26 protein-coding genes and 1 tRNA gene are annotated in these 25,668 nt (G+C 31.8%); 8 read left to right on the forward strand and 19 right to left on the reverse strand.

Going from position 1 to position 25,668, the window contains the following annotated elements; all coding sequences use genetic code 11:
- Positions 1 to 132 precede the first annotated feature (132 nt).
- The 5 genes from RMO70_RS03315 to RMO70_RS03335 all read left to right on the forward strand — a co-directional run bounded on the left by RMO70_RS03315 (position 133) and on the right by RMO70_RS03335 (position 6,802).
- Complete coding sequence (locus RMO70_RS03315) at positions 133 to 2,268, forward strand: polyribonucleotide nucleotidyltransferase (RefSeq protein WP_310555001.1); 2,136 nt, start codon at positions 133 to 135, stop codon at positions 2,266 to 2,268.
- Between the two features lie 147 nt (positions 2,269 to 2,415).
- Positions 2,416 to 3,696 carry a hypothetical protein gene (locus RMO70_RS03320; RefSeq protein ID WP_310555002.1) on the forward strand — a complete coding sequence of 427 codons (1,281 nt, stop codon included), beginning with the start codon at positions 2,416 to 2,418 and terminating at the stop codon, positions 3,694 to 3,696.
- A 94-nt stretch (positions 3,697 to 3,790) separates the two neighbouring features.
- Complete coding sequence (locus RMO70_RS03325; protein WP_310555003.1) at positions 3,791 to 4,468, forward strand: hypothetical protein; 678 nt, start codon at positions 3,791 to 3,793, stop codon at positions 4,466 to 4,468.
- Positions 4,469 to 4,509: 41 nt separating this feature from the next.
- Complete coding sequence (locus RMO70_RS03330) at positions 4,510 to 5,058, forward strand: sigma-70 family RNA polymerase sigma factor (RefSeq protein ID WP_310555004.1); 549 nt, start codon at positions 4,510 to 4,512, stop codon at positions 5,056 to 5,058.
- On the forward strand, positions 5,048 to 6,802 hold the full coding sequence (locus RMO70_RS03335) for an outer membrane beta-barrel protein (RefSeq protein ID WP_310555005.1): 1,755 nt from the start codon (positions 5,048 to 5,050) through the stop codon (positions 6,800 to 6,802). The genes RMO70_RS03330 and RMO70_RS03335 overlap by 11 nt, the downstream gene beginning before the upstream one ends.
- Positions 6,803 to 6,845: 43 nt before the next feature.
- On the opposite strand, the gene RMO70_RS03340 is transcribed toward RMO70_RS03335, so the two are convergent.
- The 3 genes from RMO70_RS03340 to RMO70_RS03350 form a co-directional block, all read right to left on the reverse strand.
- Positions 6,846 to 7,361, reverse strand: coding sequence for a hypothetical protein (locus tag RMO70_RS03340; RefSeq protein WP_310555006.1), 516 nt, complete (start codon positions 7,359 to 7,361; stop codon positions 6,846 to 6,848).
- A gap of 178 nt (positions 7,362 to 7,539) precedes the next feature.
- Positions 7,540 to 8,217, reverse strand: coding sequence for a hypothetical protein (locus RMO70_RS03345; RefSeq protein WP_310555007.1), 678 nt, complete (start codon positions 8,215 to 8,217; stop codon positions 7,540 to 7,542).
- 3 nt (positions 8,218 to 8,220) lie between these two features.
- Positions 8,221 to 8,934 (reverse strand): LA_2272 family surface repeat-containing protein, encoded by a 714-nt coding sequence (locus tag RMO70_RS03350; RefSeq protein ID WP_310555008.1) that lies wholly within the window; start codon positions 8,932 to 8,934, stop codon positions 8,221 to 8,223.
- A gap of 107 nt (positions 8,935 to 9,041) precedes the next feature.
- Here RMO70_RS03350 and RMO70_RS03355 point away from each other — a divergent pair, with 107 nt between their 5' ends.
- The 3 genes from RMO70_RS03355 (at position 9,042) to rpe (ending at position 12,050) form a co-directional block, all read left to right on the forward strand.
- Positions 9,042 to 10,004, forward strand: coding sequence for a helix-turn-helix transcriptional regulator (locus tag RMO70_RS03355; protein WP_310555009.1), 963 nt, complete (start codon positions 9,042 to 9,044; stop codon positions 10,002 to 10,004).
- Positions 10,005 to 10,089: 85 nt separating this feature from the next.
- On the forward strand, positions 10,090 to 10,953 hold the full coding sequence (locus RMO70_RS03360; protein WP_140508168.1) for an RNA polymerase sigma factor RpoD/SigA: 864 nt from the start codon (positions 10,090 to 10,092) through the stop codon (positions 10,951 to 10,953).
- A gap of 434 nt (positions 10,954 to 11,387) precedes the next feature.
- Positions 11,388 to 12,050 (forward strand): ribulose-phosphate 3-epimerase, encoded by a 663-nt coding sequence (gene rpe / locus RMO70_RS03365; protein WP_310555010.1) that lies wholly within the window; start codon positions 11,388 to 11,390, stop codon positions 12,048 to 12,050.
- Between the two features lie 30 nt (positions 12,051 to 12,080).
- Here rpe and RMO70_RS03370 read toward each other — a convergent pair whose 3' ends face one another.
- The 16 genes from RMO70_RS03370 to RMO70_RS03445 form a co-directional block, all read right to left on the reverse strand.
- The gene (locus RMO70_RS03370) at positions 12,081 to 12,479 is read right to left on the reverse strand and encodes a VOC family protein (protein WP_310555011.1); all 399 of its coding nucleotides are present in this window, start codon (positions 12,477 to 12,479) and stop codon (positions 12,081 to 12,083) included.
- Between the two features lie 25 nt (positions 12,480 to 12,504).
- A complete protein-coding gene (locus tag RMO70_RS03375; RefSeq protein WP_310555012.1) occupies positions 12,505 to 12,990 on the reverse strand; it encodes a DinB family protein in 486 nt (161 codons plus the stop codon).
- Between the two features lie 3 nt (positions 12,991 to 12,993).
- Positions 12,994 to 13,383, reverse strand: a complete 390-nt coding sequence (locus RMO70_RS03380) for a DoxX family membrane protein (protein ID WP_310555013.1) — start codon at positions 13,381 to 13,383, stop codon at positions 12,994 to 12,996.
- A 4-nt stretch (positions 13,384 to 13,387) separates the two neighbouring features.
- A complete protein-coding gene (locus RMO70_RS03385) occupies positions 13,388 to 13,858 on the reverse strand; it encodes a YHS domain-containing (seleno)protein (RefSeq protein ID WP_310555014.1) in 471 nt (156 codons plus the stop codon).
- Between the two features lie 178 nt (positions 13,859 to 14,036).
- Positions 14,037 to 14,567: a peptide-methionine (R)-S-oxide reductase MsrB gene (gene msrB, locus RMO70_RS03390; protein WP_310555015.1), complete on the reverse strand. Its 531-nt coding sequence runs from the start codon at positions 14,565 to 14,567 to the stop codon at positions 14,037 to 14,039.
- Positions 14,568 to 14,572: 5 nt separating this feature from the next.
- Entirely contained in the window at positions 14,573 to 15,214 is a 642-nt protein-coding gene (msrA, locus tag RMO70_RS03395) for a peptide-methionine (S)-S-oxide reductase MsrA (protein WP_310555016.1), read from the reverse strand.
- A gap of 22 nt (positions 15,215 to 15,236) precedes the next feature.
- Entirely contained in the window at positions 15,237 to 16,016 is a 780-nt protein-coding gene (locus RMO70_RS03400; RefSeq protein ID WP_310555017.1) for a DUF1223 domain-containing protein, read from the reverse strand.
- Between the two features lie 95 nt (positions 16,017 to 16,111).
- A complete protein-coding gene (locus RMO70_RS03405) occupies positions 16,112 to 16,792 on the reverse strand; it encodes a Crp/Fnr family transcriptional regulator (protein WP_310555018.1) in 681 nt (226 codons plus the stop codon).
- Between the two features lie 309 nt (positions 16,793 to 17,101).
- Positions 17,102 to 17,175 (reverse strand) — tRNA-Arg (locus RMO70_RS03410).
- Positions 17,176 to 17,217: 42 nt separating this feature from the next.
- Entirely contained in the window at positions 17,218 to 17,667 is a 450-nt protein-coding gene (locus tag RMO70_RS03415; protein ID WP_310555019.1) for a GatB/YqeY domain-containing protein, read from the reverse strand.
- A 345-nt stretch (positions 17,668 to 18,012) separates the two neighbouring features.
- A complete protein-coding gene (gene ftsZ / locus RMO70_RS03420) occupies positions 18,013 to 19,965 on the reverse strand; it encodes a cell division protein FtsZ (protein WP_310555020.1) in 1,953 nt (650 codons plus the stop codon).
- 83 nt (positions 19,966 to 20,048) lie between these two features.
- A complete protein-coding gene (ftsA, locus tag RMO70_RS03425; protein WP_310555021.1) occupies positions 20,049 to 21,422 on the reverse strand; it encodes a cell division protein FtsA in 1,374 nt (457 codons plus the stop codon).
- A gap of 7 nt (positions 21,423 to 21,429) precedes the next feature.
- Entirely contained in the window at positions 21,430 to 22,152 is a 723-nt protein-coding gene (locus tag RMO70_RS03430; RefSeq protein WP_310555022.1) for a cell division protein FtsQ, read from the reverse strand.
- Positions 22,142 to 23,488 (reverse strand): UDP-N-acetylmuramate--L-alanine ligase, encoded by a 1,347-nt coding sequence (gene murC / locus RMO70_RS03435; RefSeq protein WP_310555023.1) that lies wholly within the window; start codon positions 23,486 to 23,488, stop codon positions 22,142 to 22,144. The genes RMO70_RS03430 and murC overlap by 11 nt, the downstream gene beginning before the upstream one ends.
- A 56-nt stretch (positions 23,489 to 23,544) precedes the next feature.
- Positions 23,545 to 24,654: an undecaprenyldiphospho-muramoylpentapeptide beta-N-acetylglucosaminyltransferase gene (murG, locus tag RMO70_RS03440; RefSeq protein ID WP_310555024.1), complete on the reverse strand. Its 1,110-nt coding sequence runs from the start codon at positions 24,652 to 24,654 to the stop codon at positions 23,545 to 23,547.
- A 47-nt stretch (positions 24,655 to 24,701) separates the two neighbouring features.
- Positions 24,702 to 25,668 (reverse strand): FtsW/RodA/SpoVE family cell cycle protein (locus RMO70_RS03445; protein ID WP_310555025.1); only part of this gene is annotated, 967 nt, incomplete at its 5' end.

Genomic DNA, 25,668 nt, shown 5'->3' on the forward strand with positions numbered 1-25,668 from the left:
CGCAAGTGCCTCTTTTTGTTTTTATATTACGCTTAAAAAAGTTTAGTTTTTCATTGGAACACAACAACTACAACAACACAACTACTCTGCTGACAGGCAGAAAACCAATGTAAAATTAAAAAGGAAAAATTTATGATTCCACAGTTATTTGTAGAAAAAATCGATTTAGGTGATGGCAGAAGCATCACAATCGAGACAGGACGTTTGGCCAAACAAGCTGACGGTTCTGTAGTAGTAAGAATTGGTAAAACTGTAATCTTAGGAACAGTTGTATCATCAAGAAAAGCAAGTCCAGGTATCGATTTTTTACCATTAACGGTAGATTATCGCGAAAAATTTGCAGCAGCAGGACGCTTTCCTGGAGGTTTCTTCAAAAGAGAAGCTCGTCCAAGCGACAGCGAAGTATTAACAATGCGTTTGGTAGACCGCGTTTTGCGTCCGCTTTTCCCAAGTGATTACCACGCTGAAGTACAAGTAATGATTCAATTAATGTCTCACGATGAAGACGTAATGCCAGATGCATTGGCAGGATTAGCAGCATCAGCAGCATTGGCTTTGTCAGATATTCCTTTTGAAACTTTAATTTCTGAAGCTAGAGTTGGACGTATTGATGGAAAATTTATCATCAATCCATCTCGTGCACAATTAGAATTATCAGATATTGATATGATGATTGGTGCTTCAACCGATTCTATCGCAATGGTAGAAGGTGAAATGAAAGAAATTTCAGAAGCTGAAATGTTAGAAGCCATTAAATTTGCACACGAACATATCAAAAATCAGATTGCCGCGCAAGAACGTTTACAAGCAGCTTTTGGAAAAAAAGAAGTTCGTACTTACGATCAAGAAAGAACAGACGATGCAATTCACGCAAAAGTGAAAGCAGCAGCTTATGATAAAATTTATGCAATTGCAAGCAAAGGTTCAGCGAAACAAGAACGTACAGCAGCATTTGCAGAAGTAAAAGAAGAAGTAAAAGCGTTATTTACAGAAGAAGAATTAGCAACAGACGGCGATTTAGTTTCTAAATATTTCTATAAAGTTAACAAAGAAGCAGTTCGTAACGTAACTTTAGATTTAGGAACGCGTTTGGACGGAAGAAAAACTACCGAAATCAGACCAATTTGGTGTGAAGTAGATTATTTACCATCGGTTCACGGTTCTGCATTGTTTACTCGTGGAGAAACTCAAGCATTGGCAACAGCAACTTTAGGAACTTCTAGAGAAGCAAACCAAATTGATTCACCATCTGAACAAGGAGAAGAAAAATTTTATTTGCATTATAACTTTCCGCCATTTTCAACAGGAGAAGCTCGTCCGTTAAGAGGAACTTCAAGAAGAGAAGTTGGTCACGGAAACTTAGCACAACGTGCTTTGAAAAATATGATTCCTGCTGAAAATCCTTATACTATCAGAATTGTTTCTGAAGTTTTGGAATCTAACGGTTCGTCTTCAATGGCAACTGTTTGTGCTGGAACATTAGCATTAATGGATGCTGGAGTTCAAATGATTCGTCCCGTTTCTGGAATTGCGATGGGATTAATTACAGATGGTGATCGTTTTGCAGTTTTATCTGATATTCTTGGCGATGAAGATCATTTGGGAGATATGGATTTCAAGGTAACTGGAACTTCTGAAGGAATTACAGCTTGTCAAATGGACATCAAAATCGACGGATTGAAATACGAAATTATGGAGCAAGCTTTGGCTCAAGCTCGTGATGGTCGTTTGCACATCTTAGGAAAATTAATCGAAACATTGGCTAAACCAAATGTTGATGTTAAAGTTCACGCTCCAAAAATCATTATGCGTACCATTCCTGGAAACTTCATTGGCGCTTTGATTGGGCCTGGAGGAAAAGTAATTCAAGAATTACAAAAAGCTACTGGTTGTACCATCGTTATTAACGAAGTAGACGAACAAGGAGTTGTTGAGATTTTAGGAACTGATCCAGCTGGAATTGCAGCGGTTTTAGCTAAAATTGATTCGATTATTTTCAAACCACAAATGGGAGAAGCTTATGAAGTGAAAGTAATTAAAATGTTAGATTTTGGTGCCGTTGTAGAATATACTGATGCACCAGGAAACGAAGTTTTATTACACGTATCTGAACTAGCTTGGGAAAGAACTGAAAATGTTGCCGATGTTGTAAATATGGGTGATGTTTTTCAAGTGAAGTACTTAGGATTGGATCCTAAAACCAGAAAAGAAAAAGTGTCTAGAAAAGCACTTTTGCCAAGACCTCCACGTGAGGAGAAAAAAGAGTAATCAATCTTATAGTTTACTAAAGGTTTATTTATAGAGAATCCCATTTCATTAGTTTGAAATGGGGTTTTTGAATTTTATTACTTAGTTGGCGCAACCTTTATATTTTATTTTGACTAATAAGTATAACCTTTCAAAAAAATATTTATTATGAAAAAATTAAATTCATTGTTAATTGCGTTCAGTTTATTTTTTATTATAAGTTGCACAACGGAGCCGTATGAAGGCAAAAGCAATACAGAGACTATTGCTAAAGATTCAAAGCTATTCAGACTAATTTCAGGTGTTACAAGCAAATCAACAGATCCATTACAGGATATTGTTTGTATTGATTTTATATATCCATTTACAACTATAATATATAATTCAAATTTAGAAAATATTGGAACCACTGTTCTAAATAGTGATGAACAATTCAGCTTATTTTTAGCCAATTTTCCTACCAACCAATCCATTAGTATTAGCTATCCAATTTCAACAACATTAACTGATGGAACAATTTTTACAGTTAATAATAATGACGAATTAAAACTAGCCATTGATAGTTGCTCTAAAGAAGATATTATTGCCTATGGCAGCAGTTTATTTAGTGGTGATAGTGAAGAAAAATGTGTTTGGAAAATTACATATACAAATGAAGGAAACATTAAATATTTTGGAGGTATCTTTGATGTAAATTCAGATAACACACTTGTTTTCAGTTTCGAAAACACAAACTACGTTGGAACTTGGATTTTTCTATTTGTAAATGACGAATTACACATAAATATTAATTTAGAAGGAACTTCCGAAGTTGCTCAAGATTGGAATTTTAATAAAAAAGTAGAGCTGACTGAAGATACAATAACTATAAAAACCGAACCAAAAACAATCATTTTAAACAAATCCTGTGAATCTAACGCAAGTTATGAAATAAGCGACAACGGCCCAGCTGGTGGAATTGTTTTTTACGACAAAGGAATTTATAGTTCTGGGTGGAGATATTTAGAGGTTGCACCAACAGATTTAGGGATATCGGAATGGGGTTGTCTAGGTTCCAATATATCAAATGCTTCAAATCTCGAAATTGGAAGTGGAATAAGAAACACAGCAGCAATTATAAATTTTCATAATAATTTGCAAAATTTCTACTCAAATCCTTCAATTTGCAATCCACTGAACAATGGAACTGTCGCTGGAAAAGAAGCTGTTACATTTACAGTTAACGGCTACAAAGATTGGTTTCTACCTTCAATTGGAGAATTAGAACTTATACAAGAAAACTTGTATATGCAAAATCTAGGAAACTTAACAGATTCATCCTATTGGAGTTCCACTGGAGTTGACGCAGACAATGCAAAATCGATAGATTTTACTACTGGAAATACAAATACAGTTTCTAAAATTCCAAATCCCAATCTTATAAAATCAAGAGCTGTTAGATATTTTTAATGTCCTTAAAAAGGTTGTATGAAATTTAAAATAAAATTTCACGCAACCTTTTATCATTTTTTTGACTACTAAATATAATCTTAAAAAAACTATTATGAAAAAATTAAATTTATTATTTATTGGAATCCTATTGATTTCAATAGTATCCTGTAACAGCGACGAGCCAATTACTGCAACTACTCCTATTGTAAACAATGAAACTACAAGTGCTAATGCGGAAATAACATTTACAACAATAAAAATTAGTGGTAAAATAATCCCAAACGGAAATAATGAAGTGTCATCGCGAGGTGTTTGTTGGAGCACAAACCCTAATCCTACCATTAACGATGGTAGAAAAAATGAAATAAGCAATACATTTAGCAGTACTATTTCTGATTTAACAGTAAATACAAAATATTATTTCAGGATATTTGCAATTACTAATTCTGGAATTAGTTATGGCGAAAATCAAGCGTTTAACACCTTATCATTAAGTGATACAAATTGGCAATTTACGTCAGTATATTCGCCAGACAATTACATCATAGAATCAACAATTAACTTTAATGGGGATAACACCACAAAATTTGATGAAATGGGATCTGGTCAAGGCTATTTCATCACTTATGGAACTTGGGCTTTGAATGGAAATACATTAACTTATATTTGGGAAGGGAATAATCCAAACAATTCAACTTATGTTTACACAGGAACGCTATCGGGAATGACTATTACAGGAAATTTTACTCATCCTACAACCCCAGGAACTTGGAGGGCCATACAACTGTAAATTAAATGATCCTATATTTGTAATTGAATTAAACAAAAAAATTGAATCTAGAAAATCTCATAAAATCTTGCATCAAGCAAAACAGACAAGCACAAGAAGCGTTGTACCATCAGTATAAGAAAACGCTTTTTGTGTTGAGTCTAAAATATTGTCCAAACGAAGCAGAAGCGGAAGATAATTTGCATAACTCGTTTATTGAAATCTTCACGAATATAAAAAATTTCAATAACAAAGGTTCGTTTGAAGGTTGGATGAAACGAATTACCATTAATAAGGCTATTGATAGTTATAAGAAAACCTTCCAATTATCTCCTATTAAAGATGATTTCAAAGACGACACCACAATAGATGAAAATGATTTTGATGTGTCATTAGATCATATTTTATCATTGATACAAGATTTGCCCAATCAATATCGCCTGGTATTCTCTCTTTATGAGTTAGACGATTATTCGCATCAAGAAATTGCCAGTATGCTTTCTATTACAGAAAGTACTTCAAAGTCAAATTTGCATAGAGCGAAACTCATTTTGAAAGAGAAAATAAAAGCTAAAAATTCATTCCATAAAAATATAAGTAATGGAAAATAATAAAGACATAGGGAAAATATTTAGAGAAAAAATAGATCAGCTGGAGAAATCTCCAAGTAATGATTTATGGTCAAATATTGAAAAAGATTTAGATTCCAAAAAAGAAAGAAAAATTCCGTTCTTGTGGTATTCAACTGCTTTTTTAATTTTAGGATTAATTGCTGGTGGTATATTTTTGAATAACAATCAATTCAAAGATTATGACAAAACAAACCAAGAAGTTATTCTAAAAAATAATGCTATTACTAATAATAAAAAAAACAATCAAGAAAATAATGCAAATTCTATTGAGAAAAACAATCTAGCAAAGGATAGTAGGACTCAAAAGAATATTGAAATTGAAAATTCAAGTACAATTAAAAATAAAGACCAAGTTGCTCCTAATAACATTCAACTAAAGAACAGTTATTTAGTTAAAAATGATTCTAAAGTTTTTGTTCAAAAAAACAAAAGTACTAATACTGTTTATTTAAAAAATAAAAATAACATTCAGAATAGTACAAAATCAATTGTTTCATCAGATAACAATTCTAACAAAAAGACTAAAAAAAATAAAGCTACCTATTATTACGAAACCACAAAATTAGTAAATACTTCAAAAAGGTTAGTTAAATCATCAGCAGAATACACCGAATATGAAATTGTTAAAAAATATACCTATATCATCAAAAAGAAAAATAAAGTAGCAACACCTATGGATAAAAATTTAAGTTTAAAGAAAAAAAAAGTAGCAACTTCTTTAAATAAAAATTCAAGTTTAAAGAAAAAAAAAGACGCTAACTCTTTAAATAAGAACAAAATTTCAAACAAAAAAAATGCTTCTAAAAGTAAAAAAACAAATCTAAAAAAGAAAGCTAACATTAAAAAATCAAAAAGACCATTCACAAAAACAGCACAATTAGATGATAATTCAACAGCAAGTGATAAATTATCAGGTTCAAATAACGAAACAACATTTGTTCAAGAAACAAAAATCGATTCTATCATAACTCCATTAACAGAACAAAAAACAAAGAAAATTACAAAAAAAGAAATCAAAAAAGAAAAAACTAAAGACAGCTTGGTAAAAAAAGAAAAAAAACTAAACATATATTTAACTCCATACATTGGCCCAAGTTATTCCAATAGTTTTAACAATAAAAATTCATTATCTGATAGGTATAATGTGACTTCTAAAAACGAATCGATAAATATAAATTTTGGTTTTTATGTTCGAGCAATGATTACTAAAAAGTTAGGTATAAGAGCAGGTTTTGGAGTAATAAATAGTAAAAATTCGACAACAATATTAAAACAGGACGCTTCATTTTTAGATTTCAGAAATATTGATTATCAAATCGAAAAAACAGAAAGTGATTTTAATAATTTATTCCTAAATGATTCAGAAATAACCTTTAGCCAAAAAATAAGTTATACAGAAATCCCATTAGAAGCTTACTATATTTGGAAAGATGGTAAATTTGGATTTGCAACCGGAGCAGGTATGAGTTTTTTGTTTCTTGGAAACAACACCTTAAACATAAAATCAAAATCTGTTGAAGAATTAAGAATAGGAAAAGCTAAAAATCTAAACGAAAACTGCTATACAGCAAACTTAAATTTTACTTTCTCCTATAAAATATCTGATAAAATTAATTTGGAGTTGAGTCCAAATTTAAAGTATCAATTAAAAGGTTTCAACAGAGCAAATGAATACCAACCTTATATTTTTGTATTACAGTCTGGAATTAGCTATAAATATTAAATTAAAAAATCCAGTTTCATTAGTTTGAAACTGGATTTTTGATTTAACCATTGCTCTGTCTCACGAATTTTCGCCACCCAAAATAAATAACAAAGAACAGCAATGCAAAAATGCCTAACAAATACTGAAATGGCAAATAGGAAAAAACAACAATATGAATTTTTTCTAAAAACCACATAAAAAACATTGTTGCAAACAGCATTAACCAAAGCCCAGAAATCTTGTCAAAACCTGGCACATAATCAAGATTTACATTGTTTCGCATAATAGCAATGGTAACAATCATTGAAACAATGGGCAAAATTTGAAGCAACAAGTTAGTTTGCATAATATCTCCTCGTTGAAACAAAAAGAAATAAATAGTTAAGCCTACTGCAAATATTCCTGGAATACTTATTAGATAAATCAAAATGGTATAAATATATTTCCAAGGAGATAGATGGTCTTTTTGTCCGCCAATTATACCAACTAAGAATGCACAAATTGGGATAATTGTAAAAAAAGCAATCGTATAATTTTGGTTTTCACCAACTGAAAGAAAAAGTTCTTTTAAAGTCATTTTTTAAAATATTTTTTAACAAATATAAAATAATCTTAGTTTTTTTATCAAAAAAATTTCATTGATGAAAAATAATTATAATCTTCTGACCCAAAATTGATGTTTATTCCAAAAGTTATACCTTCGAAGTCTTGTTTTTTATAGGTAAAATTATAACCTGATTTTATCATTTATTTTATTAGAATTTATAAAAAGTACTTATTGACAAAGAACTATTGCCAAAATGTCCATCTATTTTTTTTGAAAACCAATTATAAGGTGTAAAATTATAATTGCATTGTAACCCTATTTGTTTGTAATTTAATGTAAAACCTTGACCTAAATACAAACTTGACAACGCTTTTGAGTAAGTGTTTTTTGTTCTAATAACATTATTTTTTCTGTCTTCTTCAATTTGTTTGTCAATTTCTGCTTGACTTGGCGGATTTTTTTTGTCATATAATCTATTTTCTAAATCATCAAAAATAAAAAAGTGGTATCCAATTGATGATCTCCATTCTAAAGCAATATTTTGATTTAATTTGTATAATTTATTCATTCTAAAACCAAACATTCCATTCAAACCTTTTGTTTTTACTCTAAATATTGAATCTTTTCCATAATAATTGAATCTTTTTGGACTTGATGGAAGATTCAAATTAAAGCCAATATCTAATAAGTCATTGTGGGCAATTCTAGTTCGGTACCAAAATCCAATTTCGTGTGAAGTTTCAAATTTTTCTTTAAGATTACCCAAAGGAATCAACATTCCATATTCGATTTTAAACCTTTCATATTTTGTTGAATCAATTTTAAATTCTTGTGCTTCTATATTTCCATAAACGAATATCAAAAAAAGGATAAATAACTTTCTCATAATTTAAAAATTTAAAATTGGCATTGACCTTTTACCGTTAACATTCCAAAAACCCAATTGCAATCCTTTGATTTTATTGGTAAAATTGAATAATCCGATTTGAATCCCTATGTGATTAGTAGATTTATTATACAAACCTATTTGTAGACCTTTTATAGTATTGGACTGATTACAAGCACCTATTTGCATTCCATTCATTATTTCTGATTCATTAAACAATGCAATATTCAAACCATTAGAATTCTCTGAATAATTTGAAAGTCCAGAAATATGCAAACCATTTATAGTTTCCGAATAATTGTAAAATCCACTTATAGAAATTCCGTTATTTGAATTGCTCAAGTTAAAACCCGAAATATTTATACCATTAATTTTGGCGTTGTTAAAATTTCCTGAACTAATGTTTAAGCCGTTTAAGGAATAATCTGGATTTTCAGAGAAATTTATTTTGGAAGGATCAGCAAACATCATTAAAAGAACAGAAATTAGATTTACTTCTAAATTTATTCCATTTATTTTTTTTATAGAATTATTGGAATCTATTAACGAATTTACACCAAGTCCAAAAGTCAAACCATTCACTTTTGAAACTTTCTTACTTCTTGGTGTTAAACTAAATATTCTTGTTTGCGTTGAATTCTCTATTACAAGTAAACTATCTTGAGAAAAAACATTTACCGAGAAAATTGTCATTATTATTAAAATTTTATTTTTCATAGTTCCTATTTCTTTAAAATTAACATCACAAACCTATTGCGATTTACACATATAAATTTGTAATAAACAATTAAATAAATTGCTATATTTGTGATAATCGCAAATTTATGAACAATCAAGAACAACTCTTAAAACAAATAAGAAAACAACTTTCTCAAAACGAGTCTATTAATGACGTTATTGCTTCGGTACTAAATATTAGTTACGATGCATCTCATAGAAGAGTTTCAGGAAAAAGTAAATTCTCAATTGACGAAACCATACAATTAGCGAATCACTTCAACATTTCGTTAGATAATTTATTTTCAAAAAAAGGGAAAGTCATTGTCGAAAAAACCATAGAGATTTCCAATCAAGCCGAAATGCAATTGTATTTTGAGAATTCTGCTGAAAAAATTGAAGCTTTAACATCAAATCCAAATACCCTTTTATATTATTCTGCAAAAGACATTCCGCTTTTCTACTTTATGGATGCCACGATTTTATCCAAATTTAAAGCCTATGTTTGGCTCAATCTTATTAATTCAGAAACGGCAAAAGTGAGTTTTGAAAATTTTGTAATCAACGAGTCGTTTCTCGAATCAATGACGAAATTAAAAACAGCCTATGAAAAAGTTGAAGTCAAGGAAATCTGGAACGATACCACCATAAACAGTAGTTTGCAACAAATACTATATTTTTATGAATCAGAATTGCTTAGTTTCAAATCAGCGAATTTACTTTTCGAAGACCTAAAACGAATTTTAAATACCATCAAAGAAAAATCAAACAAGCCAAATTCAAAATTCAAAATCTATTACAATGAATTAGTAATGCTTAACAACAACCTCCTTTTTGAAACCAATCAAAAACTAACCCTTTTTGTACCATATACATTATTAGGTTATTTTATTACCGAAAACGAAGACAGTTGTCAAAACGTATACCAATGGCTTAACCAACAAATCTTGAATTCAAAACCCTTGAATGTTTTGGGAATTAAAGAACAAAATTTGTTCTTTAATAAAGCCATTCGAAAAATCAATTATTATATGGAACAATTGAATAATCAAATTGATATACTATTTTAAAAAAATATTTCTTTCTTTTTGTAACTTTTTCGACACCCATTACGTATAACCTATTGTACACTTATAAATTTAAGGAGAAACTACAATGAGACAACTAAAAATTACCAAACAGGTAACCAATCGTGAGACAGCATCGTTAGACAAGTATTTACAAGAAATAGGTAAAGTTGACCTAATTACTGCTGATGAAGAAGTAGAATTGGCACAACGAATCAAAGCTGGTGACCAGAAAGCCTTAGAAAAATTGACGAAAGCCAATTTGCGTTTCGTAGTTTCCGTAGCAAAACAATACCAAAATCAAGGACTTACACTTCCTGATTTAATCAACGAAGGAAATCTTGGACTTATAAAAGCTGCACAACGTTTTGACGAAACTCGTGGTTTCAAATTCATTTCATACGCCGTATGGTGGATTCGTCAATCGATTTTACAAGCACTTGCAGAACAATCTCGTATTGTGCGTTTGCCTTTAAATAAAATTGGTTCTATCAATAAAATCAACAAGATGTACGCTTTATTAGAGCAATCTAATGAAAGACCGCCTTCTGCTGAAGAAATTGCGAAAGAACTAGATATGACTGTAAATGACGTAAAAGAGTCTATGAAAAACTCTGGTCGTCACCTATCAATGGATGCGCCGCTTGTAGAAGGTGAAGATTCTAACCTATACGATGTACTTCGTTCTGGGGAATCTCCAAATCCTGACCGTGAATTAATTCACGAATCATTGCGTACCGAAATTGAGCGTTCGCTAGAAACATTAACACCTCGTGAGGCAGACGTAGTTCGTTTGTACTTCGGTCTTGGCGATCAACACCCAATGACATTGGAAGAAATTGGTGAAACATTCGACCTAACACGTGAGCGTGTTCGTCAAATAAAAGAAAAAGCAATCCGCAGATTAAAACATACCTCAAGAAGCAAAATCTTGAAAACGTATTTAGGATAATCCTAAAAACCGCTGACAAACAGTCTGATTAACTGTTCGTTTTTTGATTGATGATTGAAACTCCGGCTGATTACCGGAGTTTTGTTTTTTGCAGGGCAAACAAAACTTCGGTCCGTTCGCTTCGCTCGGGTTTCCGGAGTTTTGTTTTTTGGCGTGACCCGAAAAGGGTCAGGCTATCCGTTACAATCTTTTTCTCGTGTTCTCGATACTCCTCGCAAAAAAGCGAGGAACTCGAACTGACGAGAAAAAGGATTTCCACTGCTATCCCTCACGCAAAGAAACAGTATCGTAATATCAAATGTCAAAAACTCCAAAATTCGTTATTCCTCATTCGTTATTCAAACTTCAAAAAAACATATCTTTGCAAAAATGCTGAACGTCGAATTTCGAACTACGAATTTTGAAATAGCAACCAAACACACAACTACAAAACAATGAAGAATACACTTATTGCCCCATCCGTACTAGCCGCCGATTTTGCCAACTTACAAAGAGACATTGAAATGATTAACAATAGTGAAGCAGACTGGTTTCACATTGACATAATGGATGGTGTTTTTGTACCTAATATATCCTTCGGAATGCCAGTTTTAGAAGCCATCACAAAACACGCAAAAAAAACAATCGACGTGCATTTAATGATTATAGATCCAGACCGATACATAAAAACGTTCTCTGATTTAGGCGCTAATATTATAACCGTACATTACGAAGCCTGCACACATTTGCACAGAACCCTACAAGCTATCAAAGCAGAAGGAATGAAAGCTGGTGTAGCCGTAAATCCACATACCAATATCGATTTGTTAGAAGATGTAATTTGCGATATCGATATGGTTTGTATTATGAGTGTAAATCCTGGCTTTGGCGGGCAATCGTTTATAGAAAACACCTATACAAAAATTAAAAAACTAAAAGATTTAATCACTCACAAAAATGCTTCTACTATAATCGAAATCGATGGTGGAGTTACTGATAAAAATGCCAAACAATTGGTTGCAGCAGGCGCAGATGTACTTGTAGCAGGAAATTTTGTCTTCAAAGCAGAAAACCCTACACAGACTATTGCAGATTTGAAGATATTGACGAATTTTTAAAGGTAGTATTGATTTTAGACTTTGATTTTTTTATTTTAATGGTTCTATTAAGTTCCAAATATTGCCATATAAGTCCTCGAAAGCCAAAAATTTTTCATACGGTTTTTTAATAGTTGGCTCAATAGTAATTGGAACACTATTTCTCATCAAGTTGATATAATCGCTTTGAAAATCATCAGTTTCTAATACTATGATGGCGCTACTAACTGTTTTATTTCCAATACAGCTTTTTTGGCCTTCTACAACTGCTTTTATCAAAATAATATTGCAGTTTTTAGAACCATTTGGTGACAGGATAACCCGTCGTTTATCATCTTCAATAACTGTATCTTCAATTAATTCAAAATTCAGCTTTTTCGTATAATAAAAAATAGCGTCATCATATTCATCAACTACAATAGCTATTAATGCTATCTGTTTATTTTCCATTTTATCTAAATTTAGCTATAACAAATCATTTATTTCGATTTCTATATTCGATAGTTGAAAATGCTACTCCAAAATTTTTATCAATTTTGTAATCAAAATTAAGCATCAATCCTATTTTTATTAGTGCTTGGTGATGAATACAATGCTCTAAATTGTATACTAGCTCACGATAGTAATTAGTATTAATGCTAATTATTTCATCCATTCCATTTTGTTGTAGTAAGAATTCTTTATTTGGCTTATCAATATTATTAAGCAATAAATCAATTTGATTGGATGCAAAATTAGCATCCATTTCTAAGAACTTATTTCGTTCTCTTTTATCATAATTTACTATTCCAGATTTATATTCATTTGTTAAACATTGAAACATTTCTATAATATGTCGTATGTGCTCGCCAATGCTAGCGTTGCTTAATTCTGAACACCGTATAGTATAGTCTTTATCTTCAATTTGAATCAGTAAATCTTTAACTTGTTTTAGGCAATGGTTTATAGATTTTATTATCATAAATTAAATTTTGAGTTTTAATAAATCTGGTACTTTGCTTTTGTTTATTACAATTAAATAAATACTACAAACCAATGTAATTGATGCTAAAATGAATAATAAGCCTCCATCGTTTTTAACTTCTATTCCAAGTACAAATAAATGCGACACAATAGCACCAACCATTGTACCTAATGCCAATAATGCTCCCAATAAAGTTGTTCTTGGAATTAAGATTAGTATAGAAGCAATTAATTCAACAACACCTGAACTAATTCTGCCAAAAGGTTCTATCCCTAAAGTTTCAAAAATATAAATACTTTCTTCAGCTCCAGTAAATTTAAAGAAAAGTGTTTGCAATAGAATAACAACTGCTGTAAGTTTAATTATCCATATTAAAGTGTTTGTTTTCATCGGTTTATTTAATTATTTTTTTCCAGTTAATGTCTGCTTTCGTTTTAAGTTTGGTTTCGTCCTTATTCCAACTTTTTAAAGTATTATTAAAATAGGCATTGTAGAATAAATTCAATTTTCCATCTACAATCTTGAAAGTTTCTGGATCAATTTCTACTTTTTCTCCATTAGGTCCATTGTTACCCATCGCATAAGAACACCATCCACCATATTGTGGTTCGTATTGTGTAGGGGTTTTTAGGAATAAATCTTTGTCAGCTTGTGTTGCAAAATAATAAATTACGCCTTCATAAGTGGATGCAATTGTAGATTTTCCTTTTACTGCTTTCTTTTGTGTAAAATAAGCCACTGGATCATAGCCTTGAATGGCTACTTTTTTCTCTAAATTGTATTCAGAAATTCTTTTTGCCGCAGTTTGTGCGAATGTTGTTGTTGATAATAAAGCAATAAATGCTACTAATACTAATTTTTTCATTTTGTTTAAAATTTAATTGTTGTTATTATTTATTAAGCAAATATAAATCGATTGAAAAGTTCAAATTGTCGTCTAATAGACAAACAGCATAAAAAAAATGGGATTTAGTTTGTTTTTTTACAAACCTAATTTATGCAAAAGCACTTTCAAATAATTAATCTGCAAAAAGGGTTTATTTTTATTTATCTGCCAAAAAAAGCATTGAACCAGAATTCATACAATACCGTAAACCTGTTGGGTTTGGACCATCATCAAAAACGTGACCTAAATGACCCTCGCATCTAGAACAAACGATTTCTCCTCTAACCATTCCATAACTTTCGTCAATGGCTTCCGACACTCTATTTTTTTCGATTGGAGCATAAAAACTTGGCCAACCAGTTCCTGATTCAAACTTAGTTTTTGATGAAAATAATGGAAGTTTACATCCTGCACAAAAATAATTTCCTTTTTGGGGGTTGTCATAATAATCATTCTGAAAAGGAGTTTCAGTGCCTTTTTCTCTCAAAATATGGTATTGATTTTTGGTAAGTTCTTTTTTCCATACCACATCTGTTTTTACAATTTTTCTTAGCGAAGTGTCTTTTAAAGACAAACCTTCTTGAATAAATTCTGGCAAAATTTTTGATTTGTCATTCTTTGCATCTATGCAAGCTACTAACATTATAAATAATAATGGTAGTAATACAATTTGATAAACTGTTTTCATAATAATTAAGATTTAGATTTTAATTTGCCTTTATACGTTTTTTTAAATAGTTTGTATCTTGGAATTGAAACATTTTCAACATAAGAATTATCCGGATGATGCTTTACATAATCTTGATGGTACTCCTCAGCAGCATAAAAATCAGATACAGGAAGCACTTCTGTAACAATCGGTTTTGAAAAAACTTTATTTATCGTAAGTTCTTTTATTTTATTTTCGATAATTCTCTTTTCATTTTCATTTTTGTAAAATGCAATCGAACGATAAGCACTGCCTCTATCTGGACCTTGCTGATTGGGTGTTGTTGGGTCTTGAGAAGCAAAGAACACATTTACCAATTCTTTAAAACTTACAATTTTAGGGTCATAATAAACTAAAACTGCTTCGGCGTGACCAGTTCTGTTACTCCCAACTTGTTCATACGTTGGGTTTTTGGTAGTACCAGCTGTATATCCAGAAACCACTTCTCCAACACCAACAACGGCTTCAAAAACGTGTTCACTACACCAAAAACAACCTTCGGCAAAAACGGCTATTCCTTTATTGGGTTTTGCTACGGTTGTTACTTTTTTAGTTTGAGCACTAGAATTGCAACTGTACATACTCATTAATAAGAATGAATAAGCTAGAATTTTGATTTTTTTCATATTATTTTATTTAATTATTTTTTTAATTTATTATTGATTTTGTACCTGTTATTATTTGTCCTGTTTTTGAATTTTGCAGATAAGCAACTAATAAAAAATCTGAACTAAGCCAATCTGATTTTAACTTAAAATTGGTTCTGATAATTAATTTTGGTGAACTTGGAATACTTATAAAATCATAAACAATATTATAGTTCATTTGCTTTAAACCCCTATTTTCACCTCTTTTGATATTGGTTAATTCTTTTTTCTTTACTAAAGCTACATTGACTGTTGTGTTTGCTAAATAGGAACCTAATTCAAATTCAACATTCAATTGATCTTGTGTTTTATCTTGTTTTACAATTGAAATAGTATTTTTAGATTCTAAGTCTAATTCTTTATTAACAAGTCTTTCAATTTCATTTTCCTTACTTCCAACAAGTTCGTATTTTCCATTAATAATTAATTGTGGTGTATAGTTTCCTTGTGTATTTAATTGGCTGGCATATTTACGTTGCCTTTCGGTAAATTGAGCTTTACTAAATGGATCTTTCCATCCCATATAATCCCAATAATTAACGTGAAATGATAAAGGAATAATATTTGGATTGTTTTGTAAAGCATACTTCGCTAAAACTGCATCAGCTGATGGACAACTGCTACAACCTTGAGAAGTAAAGAGTTCCAGAACTGCAAAACCATTTTTTGTGACTTTGATTTCATTATTACTCAACACTTTTATTAGGGTAAAACTTGACAATCCAATAAAGATTATCAGTAGGGTTGTGTTGGTAATTGTTTTGTAAATTAAATTTTTCATAGCTCTTGATTTTTATAATACAAATCTAAAGAGATTGAAAAAGTGGAATTGTCGTCTAATTTACAAATGAAAGATTTTGGGAATTAATTAACTTTTTAATTGAATTTTGAAATATCTTCAATAATTAATTCTTTCCTGTTGTAATGAATTAGTCCATCATTTTCAAGTTCATTAAGCAATTGGGTTGTAGTTTGTCTAGAAGTACAAATAATTTGAGCAATATCTGTTTGCGTAAGATAATTTTCAACTGTGTAATGATTGTCTTTTTTAACACCCTCTTTTTCAGCCCAATCTTTAAGAAAGCCAATTAGTCTTGTTCTTGCATCTTTTGAAACTAAATTTGAATAACTGTTCTTAACACGTTTCATTTTTAACCCTACAAACTTGGTGTAGGATAATGCTAAATTAGGATTTTGCAATAGTAAATTTTCGAAGTCAGACATTAAAAAGCTACATATACTGACTTCATTAGTGAGAGCGACCGCTTGTTCGTTTGAATTGATATCGTTTACTAAATCTAGTTCTCCAAATAAATCACCTCTTTGAATGATATCTTTTATGGTTTCGCTACCATCTTCATCAATAGAAATAATCTTAATATTGCCTGTTTTTAAGAAAAAAATTCTTGGAACTTCTGAAGATGAAAAATAAATAACTTCCCCTTTTTTTGCTTTCTTAAAACCAACAATAATACACAATTGTTTAATTTGTGACGATTTTAAAGCGCTAAATAACTTATGATCTCTTAAATACCAATATTTTAATTCGTCGTACATAATATTTAATTTGATGATTTTTAAACATAATGACTGCAATTTAGTTAATTATATGAATCAAAAATTAAAATATTTAGTTAATAAAAGTTATAGTGATTTTTCCGAAGATAAGAATTAAAAATCAAGAATTTAGGTTGGCAAACAGAAGGTTTCTAATGTTTGCAAATGCAATAAGTTTAACCCAAATTAATTCGTAAGAATTAACGAATTTTCTATGAATTTTTTTGAAGCTGGAAGAAAAATGTACTAAAAGTACATAGTCTTAATTTTTTTGACATCAATAATTTGATAACAAATTATTATTCATTGTGACTGCGAAGGGATTCGAACCCCCAACCCTCAGAGCCGAAATCTGATATTCTATCCAGTTGAACTACGCAGCCAATTTTTTAATTACGAATTATAAAATCGTAATTCGTAATTATTTATACTAAAAGTTTCTTTACAATACTAGAAATAGTCTTCCCTTCGGCTTGTCCGCCAATTTGAGTCGATGCTAATCCCATAACTTTTCCCATAGAAGCTATTCCTGACGCTCCAGTTTCTGCTATTATTTTTGCAATAATGTCTTCTACTTCTGTTTCTGATAATTGTGCTGGTAAGAATTTTTCAATTACTTTGATTTGTGCTAATTCTGGCTCGGCAAGATCTGGACGATTTTGTGTTGTAAAAATTTCGTAACTGTCTTTGCGCATTTTAACCAATTTTTGCAGAATCTTGATTTCGTCGGCTTCGGTTATTTCTTCTTTACTTCCTGTAGCGGTTTGCGCTAGTAATATTTCGGATTTAATGGCGCGAAGTGCTTCGAGTGCTATGGTGTCTTTGGCACGCATTGCATTCTTCATTTCGTCCATTATTTGTACTGATAAACTCATTTTTTCGATTATTAGATTGTTTGATTATTAGATTGTTATACTACTTGATTGTTCGAGAAATCGAAAAATCTAATAATCGAACAATCCTTTTTGCCCCTGATGGAAGTGGAAAGCCTTTTTGAGAGAAAACATATTTTTTCTTGAAGCAGAAAAGCGACCAAAGGAAGCTCTTTCTGGTTTATAGAAAAAAGTGTTTTGCGAAAAAAGCTTGCAACGTACAGCAGGATTAGGCTTGGCAAATTTAATAAAATTTAAATGGTTTTACGCCTCCAAACCACAAAAAATAACCCGAAAACGATTAAGATTTTCGGGTTAAAAATGGTTTGGGGTTGGTTTCTTTATAATTTAATCGACATTGTCGTGTAGGAATGAATTGTTTGATCGCAATTGCACATCATCGTTACTATCGGTTCCTAATGACATTCGGGAACGATTGTTGTCATTTGGATTGTTTGATATATCAATTCCCATTCTCTTGTAGGCGGGTTCTTTCTCGAACTCGTCTACTTTTGAAGCGTTATTGTGAAATTTATAATTGAATTCTTTCATTTTACGACGACGTTCTTCGGCTCTCATTTTTAGAGATTCTTCAATCGACATTTCGAGTGGCGATACTTGATTTGCAGTGTTAATAGCACCATTTTGTGATGTTAGATCTACTTGTTTCATCGTGAAATTAAGCTCTTCTGGAATAACTTCAGTAATTGGCTCTGCTTTTTTAGCTTCGAACAACTGATTTTCCACTTCCATATATTCCTCTAGCGAATGCTTGATAACTCCGTTTTGATTGATTTCAGTAACTGGTACAAATTCAATTGCGTCTGTTACTTTGATATCATTGATTTCGTTTGTCAAATCAAAAATAAGTCTGTCTGCATTTGCAGTGGTTTCTACTACTTTTTGAATTGGCAAATCAAAGGTTAAAGCAATTTGCTCTTGTTCATTTATCACAAATTGCGGGTCAATTACTTCGATTTCCTTTACTTCTGGTGCCGTAAAATAGAAATCGTTAACATCAATTTTCTTAGAAGAAACTACCTCAAAAGTTACTTCAATATTTTTCAAGAATTCTGATGTAGGAACTAAATCCATTGTAAAAACTGGCGCTACAACTACTGGGATTTCTTCTTCTAATGCGAAAACAATTTTTTTGTCGATTACAGGAATTTCTGCAATCTTCTCATTAGAAACTGTTGATGAAAAATCGAATCCTTGTGCTTCAAATTTTTGTGTTAAATCACGAACAATTCTTTGATCATCTTCGAGGGCGTGAATTATTTTTTTAGGTTCCGTATTAACAATTTCATTTTGTTGTTCTACACAGAAACCAGTCGCAATTATGGTAACTGCAATTTTATCTCCTAATTCTTCTTCTTCTCCAACACCCATAATAATATTGGCATTGAAACCTGCTTCGGTCTGGATATGGTCATTGATTTCTCCTATTTCGTCAATAGTAATTTCGTTAGTCCCAGAAACGATTAGCAACAATACGTTTTTGGCTCCAGAAATTTTATTGTCATTTAATAATGGTGAATCTAATGCGGAAACAATCGCTTCTTTGGCTCTGTTTTCTCCTTCTGCTGTTGCAGAACCCATAATAGCTGTTCCTGAATTTGCAAGTACCGTTTTGGCATCTTTTAAGTCAATATTTTGGGTATAATGGTGCGTGATTACTTCAGCAATTCCGCGTGAGGCAGTTGCTAAAACTTCGTCAGCTTTAGAAAAACCAGCTTTGAAACCTAGATTTCCATATACTTCTCTTAACTTGTTGTTATTGATAACAATAAGCGAATCGACTTGTTTTCTTAATTTTTCGACACCTAAAAGTGCTTGTTCGATACGTACTTTTCCTTCAAACTGAAAAGGAATGGTTACGATACCAACAGTCAAAATATCTCTTTCTCTAGCCAATTGAGCAATTACTGGCGCAGCTCCTGTTCCTGTTCCACCACCCATTCCAGCGGTGATGAAAATCATTTTAGTATTTGTATCGAGCATTTTTTCGATATCCTCGATACTTTCGATAGCAGATTGTTGTCCTACTTCAGGATTTGCTCCTGCTCCCATTCCTTCAGTAAGGTTTACCCCTAACTGGATTTTATTAGGCACAGGACTGTTATCTAAGGCTTGAGAATCTGTGTTACACACTATAAAATCCACTCCTTTGATACCTTGCTTGAACATGTGATTGATAGCATTGCTGCCACCACCACCTACTCCGATTACTTTAATTACATTCGATTGGTTTTTTGGTAAATCGAACGAAATGCTTCCAAACTCTGTGTTGCTTTCCATATTGTTTGTTTTTTCCTCTCCCCGCTCCTTTCTTTTGAAAGGAAGGAAAAACTTTTGTTATTTATTATAATTGACAAAAACGATTACTCGGCATTGTCTAAAAAATCTTTAATTTTATCAATATATTTATCAAAAAACGATTTTCTGATTGTTTTTTCGGTCGATTTAGAGTCGAATTTTTCTTCTTCGATAATTCGCTCTTCTTCTTTTTGCATAATTTGCTTCTCTTCGATAGTTGGTTTTTGAACCAAAACAGGTTCAGGTATGTAATTATCTTGAGGAACAGCACTTACCGTATTATTTCTCACACTATTCATAACCAAGCCAACCGCCGTTGCATATAATGGGCTTGAAATTTCTTCAGAAGAATTTCCAGCTAAATGCTCGTTTGGATATCCAATTCTGGTATCCATTCCAGTTATGTATTCTACCAATTGCTTGATGTGCTTGAGTTGCGACCCACCACCAGTTAGTACAATTCCTGCAATTAATTTTTTGCGAGGATCTTCGTGACCATATGCTTTAATTTCTGCATACACTTGTTCAATAATTTCAACTACACGAGCATGAATTATTTTAGACAAGTTTTTTAAAGAAATTTCTTTTGGATCTCTTCCACGCAATCCTGGAATAGAAACAATTTCGTTATCTTTATTTTCGCCTGGCCAAGCGGAACCAAATTTTGTTTTTAATAATTCTGCTTGTTTCTCAATGATAGAGCAACCTTCTTTAATGTCTTCAGTAATTACGTTTCCGCCGAAAGGCACTACTGCTGTATGACGAATAATACCATCTTTGAAAATAGCTAAATCTGTTGTGCCACCACCAATATCGATTAAGGCTACACCCGCTTCTTTTTCTTCTTGACTTAAAACCGCATCTGCAGAAGCCAATGGTTCTAGTGTTAATCCTGATAAATCAAGTCCTGCGCTTTTTATACATCGACCAACATTTCTGATTGACGATGCTTGACCTACCACGACGTGAAAACTACTCTCCAAACGACCGCCGTACATTCCGATTGGTTCTTTTATTTCGGCTTGACCGTCAATTTTAAACTCTTGAGGCAAAACATGGATAATTTCTTCTCCAGGCAACATCGCTAATTTTTGCACTTGATTAATCAAAACGTGAATATCGTTTTCACTAATTACTTCTTCAGAATTGGGTCTTGAGATATAATCACTATGTTGAATACTTCGAATATGTTGACCAGCAATTCCTACTACAACATCTTTTATTTTGAAGCCAGAATCCGCTTCCGCCATTGCAATTGCTTCTTGTATAGATTGTATGGTTTGTGTAATATTATTTACTACGCCACGAGCCACGCCGAGACTTTTAGATTTTCCTACACCTAAAATTTCTAGCTTTCCGTACTCATTTTTTTTGCCTATCATAGCTACAATCTTTGTTGTACCTATATCTAGTCCTACAGCTATATTCTCTCTTTCCATACTCAAATTATTTTGTACAAACTACTTGTTTAGTAAACTTAAGATTGACTTTTGTATAATTATCTATCAAAGTGTCTTGTACTGCTTTTTGAAAAAACGCTTTATAGTTGTTGAATTTTCTTTCCATTTGAATGGTTCTTCCGAAAATGATATCGTAACTATAATTTCTATTCTTCATTATGATGCTTCCATCAGGTAAAATTTTGATTCCGATGATGTTTTTTTTCAAAAAATCATCATTATAAATCGTTTGCAGAAGCTCAACAAAATCTTGTTCATAACGATTGTTTATATCGCCATAAATCAAGGGGACTCTTGCGGTAAAATTACTTGAAAGCGGCATCTTAGTTCCTTTATAATCAACATAAAAGGAATCATTATTGTCAAAAACTCTAGCGATTGGGGTCTTTTGTTTAACAATAGTTTTCAACTTGCCATCTACACTCAAAAACACCTCAGATTTATCAATCATACTATGTTTATTGAGAGTTTGCTCAATTTTTTTCAAATTTACCCCATCTTTTTGGATACTGAAAGTGCCGTGAAAATTATCTATCAACAAGTTATTAACCATTTCGTGTGTTACAAACGGACTTTCTGCATTGAGAAATTCTATTTGAGGTTTGGCAATTTTTCTTTTTTCATTTCGACTTGACGTGAATGAATACAGAAATACCACCAAGATTAAAATGACTATTAATTGAATATTTATTAAAGTACTACTTTTCATCGAGTGCGATTTTAATTTCTGAAACCATTTCGCCAATATCACCCGCGCCAATCGTAACAATTACTGGCGCATCGGAAGATTTTAAAAGTGAAATCAATTCATTTTTTTGAATTAATTTTTTATTTTTATTTTCTATTTTGTTTAACAACCACTGCGAGGTAATTCCCTCCATTTGCAATTCACGAGCTGGATAAATATCTAATAATAAAACTTCGTCAAACTGCGATAAACTTTTGGCAAAATCATCAGCAAAATCTTTGGTTCTACTAAACAAATGAGGCTGAAAAACAGCCAAAACTTTTTGATTTGGATACAACTCACGAACAGCCTGATGTACCGCATTAATTTCGGTTGGATGGTGCGCATAATCGTCTATGTAAACGAAATTATCTTTTCTGATTTGGAAAGAAAAACGGCGTTTGACACCTTTGAAGGTTGCCAACGCTTTAGCAACAGATTCGGTTGGGATTCCGAAAGTTCGAGCCATCGCTAAAGCAAGCAACGCATTTGTAAGATTGTGTTTTCCTGGTAATCCGAATTTTAAATCTTTTATAGTTTCGGTAGGTGTTTTTACATCAAAAACATACCAACCATCGATTATTCTTATATTATTTGCTACGAATTTTGAGTCATCGTTTGCACCAACGGTTATTCCTTCAAGCTCTAATCCGTTAATTACAAACAAATTATTTTTATCAGTAACTTTATCAGCAAATTCCCTGAAAGAAGCTTTTATTGAAGGATCATCGCCATAAATATCCAAATGATCTGCATCCATTGATGTTACACAAGCAATATTAGGGTGCAAATGGAGAAATGAACGATCAAATTCATCAGCTTCGACGACGGTTACTGTTTTTCCTGAACCAATTAAATTGGAATTATAATTTTCGACAATTCCTCCAATAAAAGCAGTTACATCGGCACCACTTTCATACAAAATATGTCCGAGAATACTCGAAGTTGTGGTTTTTCCGTGGGTTCCAGCAACTGCAAAACAAAAAGTGTCTTTGGTTATAATTCCTAAAACTTCAGCGCGTTTTTTAAGTTGGTAATTTTTATCCAAAAAATAATTCCATTCTGAATGCGATTTTGGAACGGCAGGTGTAATAATTACTAACGTATTTTCAACCAAATACTCTTTCGGGATTAAATCGATATTATCTTCAAAATGAATGGCAATACCGCTTTCAATTAATTCGTTTGTAAGTTGTGTTGGGGTTTTGTCGTAACCAGAAACATTTTTGCCAATAAATTTAAAATAACGAGCCAAGGCACTCATTCCGATGCCTCCAATTCCGATGAAATAGACGTTATGTATTTGATTTAAGTTCATTTTTTTCTTTTAGTTAAAAAGGTTCAAAGTTGCAAAGTCGTTTGACTTTATGACTTTCAACTTTCGACCAGTTTTAAAATTTCGTCAACTATTTGTTTTGTTGCATTTGGTAATGCCAATTGCTTTATGTTTTTACTTAAATCTTCTTGTTTTCCTTTGTCTTTCAATAGGGCTTCAAAAACGATTTTGAATTCTGAATCTAGTTCTGATTCTTTTAATAAAATTGCCCCATGCTTGTCAACAATAGCTTGTGCATTTTTGGTTTGATGGTCTTCGGCTACGTTTGGAGACGGAATAAAAATAACTGGTTTACCAACTATAGCTAATTCTGAAACTGATGATGCTCCTGAACGTGAAATCACTAAATCTGCCGCCGCATAAACTAAATCCATTCTATCGATAAAAGATAAAACTTGGGTTTTCGGATTCAAGTTTTGGCTATTAGAATTATATTTTGAATATTCATCATAATATAATTTGCCGCATTGCCAGATTATTTGAATATTTTGAGATGATAACCAATCGATTTCTTTGGCAATTAATTGGTTAATTCTTCTTGAACCAAGACTTCCGCCGAGAATTAATAATGTCTTTTTGTTTTCATCTAATTTGAAATAATCAATAGCTTCGCTTCTTTTTTCTGAAACCGAAATTAAATCTTGACGAACAGGATTTCCAGTTAGAATCATTTTATCTTTTGGAAAAAATCGCTCTAAATTTTCGTAAGCCACACAAATTTTATTGGCTTTTTTACTTAATAGTTTGTTGGTAATTCCTGGATACGAATTTTGTTCTTGAATAACTGTTGAAATTCCTAACATAGAAGCTACTTTCAAAACTGCTCCGCTGGCAAAACCACCAGTTCCGATAACTACATCGGGTTTGAATTGTTTTAAAATTGAAAATGATTTTATCAAACTTGAGGCTAATTTTAATGGAAACATTGTATTTTGCAAAGTCAACTTTCGCTGAATTCCAGCAATCCACAAACCTTTGATATTGTAACCTGCTTGAGGTACTTTTTGCATTTCCATTTTGTCTTGTGCGCCAACAAAAAGGATTTCGCAATTTGGGAAACGAGATTTTAATTCGTTGGCAATAGCAACCGCAGGATAGATATGTCCTCCTGTTCCGCCACCGCTTAATATGAATTTATATTGTTTCATTTTTTTTAATTAAAATCCCTAGACCGCGCTCCTGAGAACACTTTACATTATTTATACAAAACTGCATTCATAGGATTTGCCGATTTATCATCAATTGAATAATTCTCTATTTCTACAAGTTCTTCTTCTGCCAATTGCTTGTCAATTAGTTTTTGTAAAGCTTCATCTCGTTGTTTCTTTTCTTTATTCTCCTCGGCAATTTCTTCTTCTTTTTTGGTTACGTTTAGAATAATTCCAATGGCTGCACAAGTCATCCAAATTGAAGTTCCTCCAGAACTAATTAAAGGCAAAGTTTGACCCGTTGTTGGTAACAATTCGACTGCCACACCCATATTGATAAAAGCTTGAAATATAATAGGAAACCCTAGCGCGACGACTATTAATTTTCCGAAAATTGTAGGTGCTTTATATGACGCAATAACAAATCTGACAAACAACATTACATACAAGAAAATAACGGCAAAACCACCAATGAGTCCAAATTCCTCAATGATTATCGCAAAAATAAAATCGGAAGAAGATTGTGGTAAGAAGTTTTTCTGAATACTTTTTCCAGGTCCTAACCCGTAAACTCCACCAGAAGCAATGGCAGTTTTTGCAATTCCTATTTGATAGGCTTCTTCACCTTGTTGATCCGATGTGAAATTCTCGATTCTACTCACCCAAGTATCAACTCTATTGGGAAAAGCGTCTGGAAATTTCATTGCAATTAATATAAAAAAGGCTAAAAATGCTGCGCCAACACCAACTATTATTCCTGTGTTTTTTAATGGATATTTCCCAATAAATGTCAGCATTAAAACCATTGAAAATATTAAAGCAGCTGTTGAGAAATTTGCTGGAAGTATTAGTATAAGTGTTACAAAAACTGGTAACCACAATTCTATTGCTGATTTTTGCAAAGTCATATCTTCAATAGCTGTTTTAGACAAATATCGCGCCACAAACATTAGCAAAACTATTGATGCAAAAGCGGATGGTTGAAATGAAATTCCGATGAAAGGCACTTGTAAC

Origin of the sequence: Flavobacterium sp. (assembly GCF_031422135.1) — a bacterium.
Taxonomy (GTDB): domain Bacteria; phylum Bacteroidota; class Bacteroidia; order Flavobacteriales; family Flavobacteriaceae; genus Flavobacterium.

Excerpts from the sequence above, each read along its gene's own strand:
- RMO70_RS03315 (WP_310555001.1), top strand. The coding sequence starts at position 133 with ATGATTCCACAGTTATTTGTAGAAAAAATCGATTTAGGTGATGGCAGA.
- RMO70_RS03320 (WP_310555002.1), top strand. The coding sequence starts at position 2,416 with ATGAAAAAATTAAATTCATTGTTAATTGCGTTCAGTTTATTTTTTATT.
- RMO70_RS03325 (WP_310555003.1), top strand. The coding sequence starts at position 3,791 with ATGAAAAAATTAAATTTATTATTTATTGGAATCCTATTGATTTCAATA.
- RMO70_RS03335 (WP_310555005.1), top strand. The coding sequence starts at position 5,048 with ATGGAAAATAATAAAGACATAGGGAAAATATTTAGAGAAAAAATAGAT.
- RMO70_RS03340 (WP_310555006.1), bottom strand. The coding sequence starts at position 7,361 with ATGACTTTAAAAGAACTTTTTCTTTCAGTTGGTGAAAACCAAAATTAT.
- RMO70_RS03345 (WP_310555007.1), bottom strand. The coding sequence starts at position 8,217 with ATGAGAAAGTTATTTATCCTTTTTTTGATATTCGTTTATGGAAATATA.
- RMO70_RS03350 (WP_310555008.1), bottom strand. The coding sequence starts at position 8,934 with ATGAAAAATAAAATTTTAATAATAATGACAATTTTCTCGGTAAATGTT.
- RMO70_RS03355 (WP_310555009.1), top strand. The coding sequence starts at position 9,042 with ATGAACAATCAAGAACAACTCTTAAAACAAATAAGAAAACAACTTTCT.
- RMO70_RS03360 (WP_140508168.1), top strand. The coding sequence starts at position 10,090 with ATGAGACAACTAAAAATTACCAAACAGGTAACCAATCGTGAGACAGCA.
- rpe (WP_310555010.1), top strand. The coding sequence starts at position 11,388 with ATGAAGAATACACTTATTGCCCCATCCGTACTAGCCGCCGATTTTGCC.
- RMO70_RS03370 (WP_310555011.1), bottom strand. The coding sequence starts at position 12,479 with ATGGAAAATAAACAGATAGCATTAATAGCTATTGTAGTTGATGAATAT.
- RMO70_RS03375 (WP_310555012.1), bottom strand. The coding sequence starts at position 12,990 with ATGATAATAAAATCTATAAACCATTGCCTAAAACAAGTTAAAGATTTA.
- RMO70_RS03380 (WP_310555013.1), bottom strand. The coding sequence starts at position 13,383 with ATGAAAACAAACACTTTAATATGGATAATTAAACTTACAGCAGTTGTT.
- RMO70_RS03385 (WP_310555014.1), bottom strand. The coding sequence starts at position 13,858 with ATGAAAAAATTAGTATTAGTAGCATTTATTGCTTTATTATCAACAACA.
- msrB (WP_310555015.1), bottom strand. The coding sequence starts at position 14,567 with ATGAAAACAGTTTATCAAATTGTATTACTACCATTATTATTTATAATG.
- msrA (WP_310555016.1), bottom strand. The coding sequence starts at position 15,214 with ATGAAAAAAATCAAAATTCTAGCTTATTCATTCTTATTAATGAGTATG.
- RMO70_RS03400 (WP_310555017.1), bottom strand. The coding sequence starts at position 16,016 with ATGAAAAATTTAATTTACAAAACAATTACCAACACAACCCTACTGATA.
- RMO70_RS03405 (WP_310555018.1), bottom strand. The coding sequence starts at position 16,792 with ATGTACGACGAATTAAAATATTGGTATTTAAGAGATCATAAGTTATTT.
- RMO70_RS03415 (WP_310555019.1), bottom strand. The coding sequence starts at position 17,667 with ATGAGTTTATCAGTACAAATAATGGACGAAATGAAGAATGCAATGCGT.
- ftsZ (WP_310555020.1), bottom strand. The coding sequence starts at position 19,965 with ATGGAAAGCAACACAGAGTTTGGAAGCATTTCGTTCGATTTACCAAAA.
- ftsA (WP_310555021.1), bottom strand. The coding sequence starts at position 21,422 with ATGGAAAGAGAGAATATAGCTGTAGGACTAGATATAGGTACAACAAAG.
- RMO70_RS03430 (WP_310555022.1), bottom strand. The coding sequence starts at position 22,152 with ATGAAAAGTAGTACTTTAATAAATATTCAATTAATAGTCATTTTAATC.
- murC (WP_310555023.1), bottom strand. The coding sequence starts at position 23,488 with ATGAACTTAAATCAAATACATAACGTCTATTTCATCGGAATTGGAGGC.
- murG (WP_310555024.1), bottom strand. The coding sequence starts at position 24,654 with ATGAAACAATATAAATTCATATTAAGCGGTGGCGGAACAGGAGGACAT.